The following is an 11,976-nucleotide window of genomic DNA, read 5'->3' as shown; positions in this document are numbered from 1 at the left end:
TCCATGTTCACCCTCACTTCACTTGGCGGTGCTGGCACCGTTACCGGTTCCAAGCATCTGCTGACCAACGGAAGCAAACGTATCCTGATCGACTGCGGTCTCTTTCAAGGGTTGAAGAACCTGCGCGACCTGAACTGGGCTCCGCTTTCTATTCCGCCTTCCAGCCTGGACGCAGTCATACTTACGCACGCGCACCTCGACCATTCCGGCTATCTCCCCAAGCTTGTGCGCGACGGCTTTCGTGGCCCGATCTTCTCAACCAGCGCCACACGCGATGTTGCGGAGCTTATTCTGAAAGACAGCGGTCATTTGCAAGAGAAGGACGCCGAATACGCAAACAGGAAAGGGTTCTCAAAGCACAAACCCGCGCTGCCCCTCTATGGTGTTCGTGATGCGGAGCGCGCGCTTGAGCTGTTCAACCCGCTTCCTTTTGGCAAGCCGATTGAAGTGCCGGGAGGCGCAGTCCTTACTTTCCGATATGCTGGCCATATTCTCGGTGCGGCGACCGCTGACGTCGCCTGGTCAGGCAAGCGCGTGGTTTTCTCGGGCGATCTTGGCCGTTACGACGATAGTGTGCTGCCAGATCCCGAGCCGGTGCTCGACGCGGATTACGTCGTCGTCGAATCGACTTATGGCAATCGCATTCATCAGCCCGGAGACCCCACGGAGCTTCTTGGCACTGTCATCGAGCGCACGGTCCAGCGCGGCGGCACTGTCGTCATTCCTGCGTTTGCGGTGGGCAGGGCACAGTCGCTGCTCTACCATTTCTGGAAACTGAAGACGGCAGGTCGCCTGTCGCGCATTCCGATTTATCTCGACAGTCCGATGGCGATCGATGCGACGGACTTGCTTCATGCGCATCGGCAGGACCACCGCCTGTCGCCTGACGTTTGCGATGCGATCTGCAAGATTGCGACCTATACGAGGGAGGTCGATGAATCCAAGGCGATCACCGCGAGCCGCTACCCGAAGGTCGTGATATCCGCCAGCGGCATGGCGACCGGTGGCCGGGTGCTGCACCATCTTAAAGCCTTCGCGCCCGATCCGAAGAACACCGTGCTCTTTTCCGGTTTCCAGGCGGCCGGTACGCGCGGGCGTGCGATGCTGCAGGGTGCCAGGGAGGTCAATATTCACGGAGAGTGGATTCCAATCGGAGCGGAGGTTGACGATCTGGGACCGCTCTCGGCGCATGCGGACGCGAACGAGTTGATGCGCTGGCTAACGGGCTTCCGGCGAAAGCCGTCGAAAGTCTTCATCGTTCATGGTGAAGATGATGCGGCAGAGGCCTTGCGTGTTCGCATCGACAGGGTGCTTTCCTGGAACGCCATCGTCCCCCGCCAGGAGCAGGTGTTCGATCTATGACGGGATATCATGACATGTCGGGCAAAACGGTGCAGCCGGTGCTTCGCGCCAAGCGCCTCGGTCTTCATACCCAGCATCAGGCCGTCGTCATTATGCGAACCGATTGTCATGTCTGCCGTTCGGAAGGCCTCGCTGCCCGATCTCAGGTGCTGGTGAAAAGCGGCGATCGTCACGTTCAAGCGACCCTGTTTCAGGTCGAAGGCAGCGATATGCTGGCGATCGATGAGGTGGCGTTTTCGGAGACGGCTTGGTCCATCCTGGGCGTTTCACCGGGCGAGGCTGTAACTGTCACGCATGCGCCTGCACTTGAATCGCTGGCGAGCGTGCGCCGGCGCATCTACGGAAACAGGCTCGACGCGCCCGCCTTCACCTCGATCGTCAGGGACGTTGTGGCTGGGCACTACACCGACGTTCATCTCGCCTCCTTCCTTACAGCGAGCGCTGCTTTGCCACTCGATGAAGCCGAAGTTGTAGACCTGACTGACGCCATGGTTGGCGTGGGCGAAAAGCTGCGTTGGGATGCGCCGATTGTCGTCGACAAGCACTGCATCGGCGGCCTGCCTGGCAATCGTACGACACCGATCGTTGTCGCTATCGTTGCCGCGCATGGGCTCGTCATGCCGAAAACATCGTCGCGAGCGATTACGTCGCCTGCGGGCACCGCCGACACGATGGAGACGCTGGCTCCAGTCGATCTCGACATTACGACAATCCGGCGGGTCGTCGAATCCGAAGGCGGCTGCATCGCCTGGGGCGGCGCGGTTCATCTGAGCCCGGCCGATGACATCTTTGTCCGCGTTGAGCGAGAACTCGACGTCGACACTGAAGGCCAGCTTGTCGCGTCGGTTCTGTCCAAAAAGATTGCCGCGGGCTCTACTCACGTCGTCATCGATATTCCTGTCGGAACGACGGCGAAAGTCAGAACCAAGGAGGATGCTGCGCGTCTGGCGGCACGGATGAGCGCCGTTGCCATCCGTTTCGAAATAACGGCGACATGTATCCAAACCGATGGAACGCAACCCGTTGGACGCGGCATAGGGCCGGCGCTCGAGGCCCATGATGTTCTAGCCGTTCTTAATAACTCCCCTGAGGCGCCGGACGATCTCCGCCAGCGCGCCATTGCACTTGCCGGGGCGGCATTGGAAATCGGCGGCAAGGCAAAAGAAGGCGAAGGCATCGTCTTGGCAGCGGATACGCTCGCCGATGGCCGGGCATGGAAGAAGTTTACGGCGATTTGCAAAGCGCAGGGCGGAATGCGCAAACCGCCGCGCGCTTCACTCGTGAGCCCACTGGAGGCGACCCATGCCGGGCGTGTTTCTGCGATCGATAACCGCAGGCTGTCCCGGCTTGCCAAGCTCGCCGGAGCTCCTGAATCGAAGGCAGCCGGCGTGTTGATGAACGTGAAGCTCGGTCAGTCAGTTCTTAAAGGCGAGACGATGCTTTCCATTCATGCCGATACCAAGGGCGAGTTAGCCTACGCAAAGGAATTTGCCGAGCGGAATCCGGACATCGTGAAGGTGGCGCCGCTTTAACCGCGCGAACCCATCGCTGAGCGTCGCTAAGGCGGTTTTTCGGGAGCTCATGTGGATCCTCGCTGATGTGATTGATATCGGCGAGATGTTCGGTCACTTGGTCATTTGCGTGGTGAGTACTTGCAATGCCGCGGCCCGCACGGAGCCTGCCTACGCTAAATTACTCCGCCAATTGCTTACGCGACGCGAAACGATCGCATCTAAGATAGACCGCTAAATATCTGAAATTATTGGCGCGCCCGAGACGATTCGAACGTCCGACCTTTGCCTTCGGAGCAATTTAAGCTGCCCGTCCGAATTATACGATAGGGCACGCCATGGTACGCTATCCGTCTGAAACAACTGGATATTCCAAAAACAAGAGGCGACGTTCCTATCCCAAACCCCGCTCCGATTTCCGCCCACCTGCTTACGTGGTGCTTACGCGAGAGATCGGCATTGGAAGGGAGGAATGCCATGCCTAAGCTCTCGAAGCGGGTTGTTGATGCCGCCGAACCCGCCGAGAAGGATTACGTGATCTGGGATGACGAGCTGCCAGGCTTTGGCCTGCGCGTCTTCACCTCAGGAAAGCGCAGCTACGTCATTCAGTACCGCAGCAAAGGCAGGTCGCGTCGCTACACCATAGGACTTCACGGTGTTTGGACGCCTGAGACCGCACGACAGGAAGCCAAGATCCAGTTCGGCCGGGTCGCGCAGGGCGAGAACCCGGCCGAAGAACGCCAGCTGGACCACAAGGCGCTCACCGTGAAGGAGCTGTGCTCTCGCTATGTTGACGACCTACGGGCGGGACTGATCCTGGGCAAGGGCGGGCGGCCAAAAAAACCGACGACCGTGCTCACCGATACCGGCCGGATCGAGCGTCACATCATTCCCCTCCTGGGCACGCGGCGGGTGAAGGACCTTACCAAGGCCGACATAAACAAAGTTCTCAAGGACATCATGGCCGGAAAGACGCGCGTATCGGTCAAGACTAAAAAGCTTCGTGGAAAGGCGATCGTCCGCGGCGGCGTGGGAACGGCGACACGTACGGTGGGATTGCTCGGCGGTATCCTCACCTACGCGGTTGAGGCAGGTATCATAGAGGTCAACCCGGCTCACGGCCTCCGCAAGCCAAAAGACAACGTGCGCAAGCGCCGGCTCTCGGAGGCGGAATACCGCACTCCCGGGCAGATGCTGCGCGACGCCGCCAGGCAAGAAAAGTACGCCATGACGGTGGACATCATTCGCCAGATCGCGATGACCGGCTGCCGACGCAGCGAAATGATCCGGCTGAAGTGGACCGAGGCCGACACGCACTCGAGCTGCTTGCGCTTGGAGGACAGCAAGGAAGGTGAGTCCATTCGCGCTATCGGCCTGCCGGTCGTGGAGTATCTCGAGCAGCGGCGGACTGACGATGTTGGCACCTACGTGTTTCCCGGCGAGGGAGAGGACAACGCCTTCGGCAGCTTCCCGAACCACTGGGAGCAAATCTTCAAGCACTCGCCACTCGCCGACGTGACGCCGCATGTTCTGCGGCACAGCTTCGCCAGCATCGCCAACGATCTCGGTTTCACGGAGATGACGATCGCGGCGCTCGTCGGCCACGCCAAGGGATCGGTCACGAGCAAATACATTCACACGCTCGACACGGCGCTGATCATGGCTGCCGATACCATCTCCGGCTACATCCAAGGACTTCTGGACGGGATCCAGTTCAAGCAGACAGCTTATTCCTTGGACCGGACTTCGCGACGGGCAGCGCTCGATCAGTTCCTGCGAAGTGCCGTCGGCGAACAGGATCACCGCCCGAGTATTGAAGATCGTTTAGCGGCGTAGAATATGGCTCCGCGATCAATAGCGCCGATACCTCGTCTTCGACACGCCGGTCGGCATCTACCTTCCCATACTGTCATCCGCTACGCACAACGGGTGCCTTACGGATGTCGGCAAGGCATCCCTTCACCCGTTCTTGCAAGCTTACCACGAGTGCTAAGTCATGCCGTGGTCGCCGCTACGACCGCTTTCCGACGGGCCAATGCGGCCATTTCCCTTTCGTCGAGCGTCTCTTTCTCAAGAAGCCTGCGGGCGATGCGCTCGAGCGCGTCCCTGCGTTCGCAAAGGAGGTTGACCGTCTTCTCGAAGGTCTCGTCGACAATGCGCTTGACCTCCTCGTCGATCGCGGCCGCGGTTTCCTCGGAATAGGAGCGCTCCTGCGGGCCGTAATACGGCTGGTCGGTGGCCAGGTAGGAGCGACGGTCCTTCTCCAGCGCGACATGGCCGAGCTTTTCCGACATGCCGTAGCGAGTGACGATCGCTCGGGCGATGTCGGTGACCTTGGCGAGATCGTCGGCGGCGCCGGTGGAGAGGTGGCCGAAGACGATCTTCTCAGCGGCGCGGCCGCCGAGGAGCACGGCCATCTTGTTCTCCAGCTCCTCGCGCGTCATCAGGAAGCGGTCTTCGGTCGGGCGCTGGATCGTGTAGCCGAGCGCACCAACGCCACGCGGAATGATTGAGACCTTGTGCACCGGATCGACGCCGGGGAGCGCCATAGCGACGAGCGCGTGACCCGTCTCATGATAGGCGACAATCTCGCGCTCCTTCGGGTTGAGCAGACGGTTGCGCTTCTCCAGCCCCGCGACGATGCGCTCGATGGCGTTGTTGAAGTCATCCATCGCCACCGCATCGGCTTTGCGGCGGGTGGCGAGCAAGGTCGCCTCGTTGACGAGGTTAGCGAGGTCCGCGCCGGTGAAGCCCGGCGTGAGCGCCGCGATCTTCTCCGCCTCCACGTCATTCGCGAGCTTAGCTTTTTTCAGATGGACGTTCAGGATCTGGATGCGCCCAGCCTTGTCCGGCCGGTCCACCAGCACTTGGCGATCAAAGCGGCCCGCGCGCAGCAGCGCCGGATCGAGGATTTCCGGCCGGTTGGTCGCGGCCAGCAGCACGAGACCCGTCGATGAATCGAATCCGTCGAGCTCGACAAGCAACTGGTTCAGCGTCTGCTCCTTCTCGTCATGACCGCCGGCGAGCGGCCCGATGCCGCGGGCGCGCCCGAGCGCGTCGAGCTCGTCGATGAAGATGATGGCGGGCGCCGTGGCGCGCGCCTGCTCGAACAGGTCACGCACACGCGCTGCGCCCACGCCGACGAACATCTCGACGAACTCCGAGCCGGAAATCGAAAAGAACGGCGCGCCCGCCTCACCCGCCACCGCCTTGGCGAGCAGCGTCTTGCCGGTGCCGGGCGGGCCGACCAGGAGCACGCCCTTCGGCATGCGGCCTCCGAGCCGGCCATAGCCTTTCGGGTCCTTGAGGAAGTCGACGATCTCCTTCAGTTCATCCTTCGCCTCGTCGACGCCGGCGACGTCGGCGAAGGTCACCCCGGTATCCTTCTCGACATAGATCCTGGCCTTGGACTTGCCGATCTGCATCAGCCCGCCGCCAAGGTCGCCGCCCGTGCGCTTGAGCATGAACATCCACACGCCGACGAACACGAGGACCGGGACGACCCATGACAGGAGATCGCGTAAGAACGTGCTTTCGATCTGGCCGGTGACGACCACACCATGGCTCTGGAACTGGCGCGCGAGGTCGGGCTCGACACGGGTCGTGATGAACATGGGCCGCCCGTTGATCGGCTCCTTGAAGCGGCCCTGTATGAATCGGTCCGAAACAGCCACCTCGGCGATCTTGCCCTGGTTCAGATACGCTTCAAATTGGCTGTACGGAATTTGGGCGACCTGCGTGGCTGTCGCAAAGAAATACTGGAACGCCATCAGAATGAAGAACGCGACAATCCAGTAGCCGATATTGAATTGGGTCTTCTTGTTCATCTCCATGATCGCCGCTCCCGTCTCTCCGACCGTAAGGCGGGCCCGGTGATCCCGGACCCGCCAGGACGCCTGTTTCAGGCCGTCGACAGCGGACGATTGTGGATGAACCAGACATTGCTGGCGGCGAGCACCGCGACGACAATGCCGGCGAGCACGTGGGACCACACCGCAGCCGTCACAGCGGCGAAGCCGAGCGCCCAAGGCGCGATGATCGACCACAGACCGAGGACGAGGTTCGCCCATTCCTCGTACTCACGGAACGCCAGCAGCGCGCCGATCGCGATCAGCGCAACCACGGCGCCGATGATCCAGGCATTCCACGCGGCGTAGGCCTCGCCCGTGTACGCGAGGTACCAGGGAGACAGAAAGAGACCAAGACCGGCAACGATGTTGACGATATCGATCGCCGGCCGGCTATTCGAAGACAGCAACTTCAGCATTCATCTCTCCTTGTCGTTGTGTGCGTCATCAATGAGCCGTCTCTCCGAAACGGGAGACGGGCGCGGCGGCGCTCTCTGGGGAAGCGCCACCGCGAAGATCTGGATCCTGTGCCGAAGGACGAGGAAGGAGCTGCGGTCCGCTCGGTTCCTCGAGAAACAATCCGAGCTCGGCCCGGGTGAATGCGCCCTCCGCGATCTCGTGGAGCGCAAGGTCGCCCGCGCCGGCCGCCAGCCGGTCCGAACGCGGCTCTGCTCCCCTGCGAAGCGCGCGGCCGCGTGCAGCGGCCGCGAGCGTCAGCGCGAACCTGTTCGGCAGGACCTTTGCGCAATCGAAGACGACGAACGGGTCCACGGCCGCACCTATGCCGCTTTCCGTGCAGTTGACGCACGTTGGTCTTCCGCGACCTCGCGTTCGAGCGCGAGGAGCGCCTGTTCGACCTCGTCGAGGCGCGAAGGCCGGTTGTTTTCCGGCATGCCCTCGTTGGTCGCCTGATCGATCAGGTACTCCGTGAAGGCCCAGTTGATGAGGATCGAGCGCTTCGCACCGAGCGACAGCGTGCGATCACGGACCACATCCAGCGGAGACCCCCAAGTTTCAGGGCCCGAAGGATCGTTGCGATCTGCGGCGCCATCGATCGCGCGCCCATAGCTCTTCTGAAGGTCTTTCAGGCCGAGTTTGTTCAGCGTCGCATCGGAGAAGGCACGCGCTGAGCCCGCCGCGCGCCGTTTGCTATCCGCCGCGCCATTATGGGATTGAACCGTGTAGCGGAGACCCTGCCGCTCGGCGTAGCGAATGGCCGCCTCCCGCGTCGGGAAGCTGAGCTCGACCTGGGTCAGCGTGTCGTCGCCGCCCGTCCAGCCCATAAGTGGCTCGATGAAGGGCGCTGTGCGCCGCTCGAACGTCAGCCGCCAGCCCATCGTCCGTGCCTTGCCGGATGTCATGACCGATCGGGAAGGCTTGTAAATCCGGGCGATCGCATCCTCCGGGAACCACGAACGCCCCATTGCAGTCGGGGCGCGTCGGTTATCGTTGGAGGGCCATGCCGCGGTTACCCGGGTCATTCCTCTCTTTTCTGCCTGCCTGATATATTCCTGCATCATCGTTCATCCCTCCCTGACTGGCGAAGGATGCGGGCCGGGCGACGCCTGACGCGGCCGCCGCCGGGCCCGACTCGACTCGTCAGCTCTTGATCGCGATGCGTTTCACCTGAGACTGGGCCTTCGCACTCTTGGGGAGCACGATGTTCAGCACGCCGTTCTTGAAACGCGCGTCGATCTTGTCTTCCTCGACCTCGATCCCGAGCGGGATGCGGCGCTCGAAGCGGCCGTAGAAGCGCTCAGAGAACTGCTTGTCCTTGTCCTCCGTTTCGGAGCGCTTCTCGCCCTTCAGCGTCAGCACGCCGTCGTCGAGCAGCACCTCGATGTCGTTTTCCTCGAGGCCGGGAATCTCGGCCGTCACCTTGATCTCCTTTTCGGTCTCGGAGATCTCGACGCTCGGCCAAGCTCCGCTGAACGACGACAGCGAGCCAAACGTCGGGAGACGGCCGTCAAAGCCGCGGAAGACGTCGTCGAACAGCCGGTTCACCTCGCGATGCAGCGAGAGGAACGGGTTGCGATCATCGTCTCGAAACACGGTGGGAACCTGGTTGTTGGAGCGGCCCCACGGGATCAGATCACGGACACTCATGGTTACCTCCTTTCTGTTCCTGACAGTTTGCAAGGCTCTCCCGTCGGCGTCGGCATGCTGCCGGGCGCCTTGAGGAACCCGCTGACGGGAATGCCTTTAGGCGGCCAGCTTCTCGGCCTCGATCTGCTTGGTCTCCACCTTCGGTAGCGCTTCGCCCGAGGCGATCGCGATGCGGCGCGGCTTCATCTCTTCGGGAAGCTCGCGCTTCAGGTCGATGGTGAGTAGACCGTTAACGAGGCTGGCGCCGACGACCTTCACGTGGTCGGCAAGCTCGAAGCGGCGCTGAAAGGCGCGGCTGGCAATACCGTGATGCAGGTATTGTCCGTTCGCCTCATCATTGCTCGACCTCTGGCCCGCAACCATCAGCATGTTCTGCTCCTGAGTGATGGTCAGGTCATCCCGCGTGAATCCGGCCACCGCCATGCTGATGCGGTAGTCGTCCTCACCGAGCTTGACGATGTCGTAAGGGGGCCAGTTGTCGATCGGCGCAACGCGGCTCGCGGATTCCAGCGAATCCAGCATTCGATCGAAGCCGACGCTCGATCGGAACAGTGGAGCAAAGTCGAAAGCGGTTCTCATAGCCACATCCTCCATTGAGCAACATGGATACAAGGCATCTTTGGTCGCCGGGCGTTCGCACCCGCTCGACCAGCCGGCCCCTTCTGGCGGCCGGCATTTCCGATGTAGTTCAGACGCTTACCACTTCAAGAGGCTGGTGGCCGGCAAGCCGTGAGCAGGCGGCTGAGTGCTCCACCGACCTAGCCAGCACCCAGCCGTCCTGCTCGCTGCTGCCGCGCTCATCCGCTCGGTTGAAACGGCGCAATCTGGAACCGCGCTCGACATGCCTGCGGAGGTGTGCCCATCTCCCTTCACTCGCGAAGGCGGGGTACACTAGCCGTGCAGGATGGCTCGGCATAGTGGTCCACGAATTTGATGCCCTCGTTGCCGATCCTATCAATGGTTGGGGTCGTGTATCCCATTGTCCCGAGCCCAGCGCGAGTGCTCGCAAATTGCTACGGCGCTCCCGCGGCGAGCACCTCCAGCACCGCATGTGCTGCGGTGATGCGCGCCGATATGGGAAAATTCGTGTTCGCAAGCATGACGATGCCGATCCGCTTCGCCGGGACGAAAGCGACGTAGGCACCGAAGCCGCTGGTGGACCCGGTTTTGTTGTACAGCGTCGGCACCGAAGGTGCGAGCGGCGGCGAAAGCGCGGTCGCTGCATTGGCTTCGAACACCATCCTGTCCGAATTACCGGTCAGCAACTGTTCCAGCGCGAGCGGCCAAGCGTACTGCTCCCAGCCAAGCCCTTGCACCATCTCGCCGACCTTGAAGTATCCGACCTGCGTACTTTCGACCGCGCGTCGCAGCCGGGGCTCGAGGGACCTGGGGTCGATATTGATCTCGACGTACCGGATCATGTCGGCGGCCGACGATTTCACGCCATAGGCTTCAGCATCAAAGACTGCGGGTGCCGCCCGGATCGGCTTGCCCGATTTGTAGCCCCAGGCGTACTTACCCATCTCTGCCTTGGGCACGCGGATGTGAGTGTGATTGAGGCCGAGCTTTCGCCGGAGCTGACTTTGCATCAAGTCTGCGAAATCGCCATTCATCGCAAGCGCGGCAATATGGCCGAACACTCCGATGCTGGGATTTGAATACCGCCGCTGTGCGCCTGGCGGGGCGGATGGCTTCCATTGCTGCAGAAAGGTGACCATCCTCGCGTGATCGGCCACCGCGGCAGGGAATTGAAGTGGCAGCCCACCCGCCGTGTAGGTGCCAAGATGAAGCAGATTTGCCTGATCGATGGCGCGGCCGTGCAGCTGTGGCATGTATTTCGACGGATGATCCTCGAGCGACATCCAGCCGAGCGCTTGCGCGTAAGCCCCGAGCGTTGCGGTGAACGTCTTGCTGACCGAGCCGATCTCGAACAGTGTGTCCTCCGTCACGGGCGCGTTGCTCTCCTTCGAGGCGATGCCGTAGCTGAAATACTGCCGGCGGCCGTTCACTGTGACGGCGACGGCAATTCCCGGGACATCATGCGCCTGCAAAAGCGGGCGGAACGCACTTTCCACTGCGATGGCGAGCTTGTCGGAATATTCGTCGGAGTAGCTTGGGGCCGGCAGCAGCCCGTACACAACTATGGTTATTGTCAGCAATCCGAGCACGCGTGCGATCATGATCAACTGCTATCCTGCTAATGTCGGGAGATGTGTGAGGAGCTATGAGCCGTACTGAAGCGGTGAGAGCGGTTGGTAAGACGGGCTAGAATTTCTGATGACGGCGGGTGTGCCCTCGCCATCCCTGAACGTCCGGCCGATAGCCATCCGCTGGCAGCCAGTGGTACGAGACTCGTCGCGAAATGCAGTAGGCACGCTGGGCGGATATTGATGAACCAGTGGAATCACGCATCGGGCGGCGAGAACATGTGCTCGAAACGGGCCAGCGCCTCAGGATCGCCGGTAACGCCGACTTTCCCGCCTTGGATCGCGTCAGATGCCGATAGGGTCCCCAAAAAAATGTCATTGAGCGTGTCCACACTCATCGCGAATGCAGCAACAGGTGAGCCCTGTCCGCCTTCGCCTTCACTGGTCGTGCAGTGTTGATCCTCGACTCGCACCCAAAAAACGCGCCCGTCGACCCGGAATTCATAAGCTTCGTCTAAACCGACGGCCCGCTCAGGTAGAAACCGCTCCCGTAAAGCGATGAAGTAAGCTCCCGGCGACAGCAACTCTTCTGGCCGGCGAGGCCCCATCAGATTGGCCCCCCAGCGGCCTATCGCTCGGACGACCGTCTCCAGCCCGGCCCCGACTTCGGTCAATCGGTAGACGGTTGAGCCGGCGGGGGGAGGAAGTGTGGTCCGGGCGATAAGGCCTTGCCCCTCCATTTGTCTGAGGCGGTCAGCGAGCAAGTTGGTCCCGATGCCGGGGCTCGCCGCCAGAAGATCCCCATAACGCTTCGGACCGAGTAGCAGCTCGCGAATCAAAATGAGGGTCCAGCGATCGCCGATCACGTCGAGGGCGCGCGCCATCGCGCAATACTGATTGTAGCTCCGCTTTGCCATAAAACTTTATAGCTGGCACTTGCGTTCCGTGTCTACATGCTATATGAATTTAAAGTTCCAACTTGAGGAACGATTGAACCAAGGA

11 protein-coding genes are annotated in these 11,976 nt (G+C 61.4%); 3 read left to right on the top strand and 8 right to left on the bottom strand.

All coding sequences use genetic code 11. From position 1 onward, the window contains the following. Nucleotides 1–3: 3 nt before the first annotated feature. From RCF49_RS12660 to RCF49_RS12650, 3 genes are all read left to right on the top strand, one after another. Complete coding sequence (locus tag RCF49_RS12660; RefSeq protein ID WP_342640243.1) at nucleotides 4–1,362, top strand: MBL fold metallo-hydrolase; 1,359 nt, start codon at nucleotides 4–6, stop codon at nucleotides 1,360–1,362. A 14-nt stretch (nucleotides 1,363–1,376) separates the two neighbouring features. Continuing rightward, nucleotides 1,377–2,894 (top strand): thymidine phosphorylase family protein, encoded by a 1,518-nt coding sequence (locus RCF49_RS12655; RefSeq protein ID WP_342640242.1) that lies wholly within the window; start codon nucleotides 1,377–1,379, stop codon nucleotides 2,892–2,894. Between the two features lie 456 nt (nucleotides 2,895–3,350). Then, nucleotides 3,351–4,709, top strand: a complete 1,359-nt coding sequence (locus tag RCF49_RS12650; RefSeq protein WP_342640241.1) for a tyrosine-type recombinase/integrase — start codon at nucleotides 3,351–3,353, stop codon at nucleotides 4,707–4,709. A 158-nt stretch (nucleotides 4,710–4,867) separates the two neighbouring features. On the opposite strand, the gene ftsH is transcribed toward RCF49_RS12650, so the two are convergent. The 8 genes from ftsH to RCF49_RS12610 all read right to left on the bottom strand — a co-directional run bounded on the left by ftsH (nucleotide 4,868) and on the right by RCF49_RS12610 (nucleotide 11,858). Further along, nucleotides 4,868–6,706: an ATP-dependent zinc metalloprotease FtsH gene (gene ftsH / locus RCF49_RS12645; protein ID WP_342640240.1), complete on the bottom strand. Its 1,839-nt coding sequence runs from the start codon at nucleotides 6,704–6,706 to the stop codon at nucleotides 4,868–4,870. A 68-nt stretch (nucleotides 6,707–6,774) separates the two neighbouring features. Beyond that, complete coding sequence (locus tag RCF49_RS12640) at nucleotides 6,775–7,140, bottom strand: SPW repeat protein (protein WP_342640239.1); 366 nt, start codon at nucleotides 7,138–7,140, stop codon at nucleotides 6,775–6,777. Between the two features lie 28 nt (nucleotides 7,141–7,168). Next, nucleotides 7,169–7,492, bottom strand: a complete 324-nt coding sequence (locus RCF49_RS12635) for a DNA-directed RNA polymerase subunit omega (protein WP_342640238.1) — start codon at nucleotides 7,490–7,492, stop codon at nucleotides 7,169–7,171. Between the two features lie 8 nt (nucleotides 7,493–7,500). Next, a complete protein-coding gene (locus tag RCF49_RS12630) occupies nucleotides 7,501–8,202 on the bottom strand; it encodes an ETC complex I subunit (RefSeq protein WP_342640237.1) in 702 nt (233 codons plus the stop codon). Between the two features lie 118 nt (nucleotides 8,203–8,320). Then, nucleotides 8,321–8,827 (bottom strand): Hsp20/alpha crystallin family protein, encoded by a 507-nt coding sequence (locus RCF49_RS12625; RefSeq protein WP_342640236.1) that lies wholly within the window; start codon nucleotides 8,825–8,827, stop codon nucleotides 8,321–8,323. Nucleotides 8,828–8,923: 96 nt separating this feature from the next. Further along, nucleotides 8,924–9,406 carry an Hsp20 family protein gene (locus RCF49_RS12620; RefSeq protein WP_342640235.1) on the bottom strand — a complete coding sequence of 161 codons (483 nt, stop codon included), beginning with the start codon at nucleotides 9,404–9,406 and terminating at the stop codon, nucleotides 8,924–8,926. Nucleotides 9,407–9,840: 434 nt separating this feature from the next. Continuing rightward, nucleotides 9,841–11,013 (bottom strand): class C beta-lactamase, encoded by a 1,173-nt coding sequence (gene ampC, locus RCF49_RS12615; RefSeq protein WP_432807283.1) that lies wholly within the window; start codon nucleotides 11,011–11,013, stop codon nucleotides 9,841–9,843. 218 nt (nucleotides 11,014–11,231) lie between these two features. Then, nucleotides 11,232–11,858 (bottom strand): winged helix-turn-helix transcriptional regulator, encoded by a 627-nt coding sequence (locus RCF49_RS12610; RefSeq protein WP_342640234.1) that lies wholly within the window; start codon nucleotides 11,856–11,858, stop codon nucleotides 11,232–11,234. Nucleotides 11,859–11,976 lie beyond the last annotated feature (118 nt).

The organism is Rhodoligotrophos sp. CJ14 (assembly GCF_038811545.1).
Classification (GTDB): domain Bacteria; phylum Pseudomonadota; class Alphaproteobacteria; order Rhizobiales; family Im1; genus Rhodoligotrophos; species Rhodoligotrophos ferricapiens.
Note: the sequence above shows the minus strand (reverse complement) of the source record. Positions and strands in the feature narration are given on the sequence as shown.

What these genes read in the sequence shown, in the direction of transcription:
- RCF49_RS12660 (WP_342640243.1), top strand. Translation starts at nt 4, where the DNA reads ATGTTCACCCTCACTTCACTTGGCGGTGCTGGCACCGTTACCGGTTCC.
- RCF49_RS12655 (WP_342640242.1), top strand. Translation starts at nt 1,377, where the DNA reads ATGTCGGGCAAAACGGTGCAGCCGGTGCTTCGCGCCAAGCGCCTCGGT.
- RCF49_RS12650 (WP_342640241.1), top strand. Translation starts at nt 3,351, where the DNA reads ATGCCTAAGCTCTCGAAGCGGGTTGTTGATGCCGCCGAACCCGCCGAG.
- ftsH (WP_342640240.1), bottom strand. Translation starts at nt 6,706, where the DNA reads ATGGAGATGAACAAGAAGACCCAATTCAATATCGGCTACTGGATTGTC.
- RCF49_RS12640 (WP_342640239.1), bottom strand. Translation starts at nt 7,140, where the DNA reads ATGCTGAAGTTGCTGTCTTCGAATAGCCGGCCGGCGATCGATATCGTC.
- RCF49_RS12630 (WP_342640237.1), bottom strand. Translation starts at nt 8,202, where the DNA reads ATGACCCGGGTAACCGCGGCATGGCCCTCCAACGATAACCGACGCGCC.
- RCF49_RS12625 (WP_342640236.1), bottom strand. Translation starts at nt 8,827, where the DNA reads ATGAGTGTCCGTGATCTGATCCCGTGGGGCCGCTCCAACAACCAGGTT.
- RCF49_RS12620 (WP_342640235.1), bottom strand. Translation starts at nt 9,406, where the DNA reads ATGAGAACCGCTTTCGACTTTGCTCCACTGTTCCGATCGAGCGTCGGC.
- RCF49_RS12610 (WP_342640234.1), bottom strand. Translation starts at nt 11,858, where the DNA reads ATGGCGCGCGCCCTCGACGTGATCGGCGATCGCTGGACCCTCATTTTG.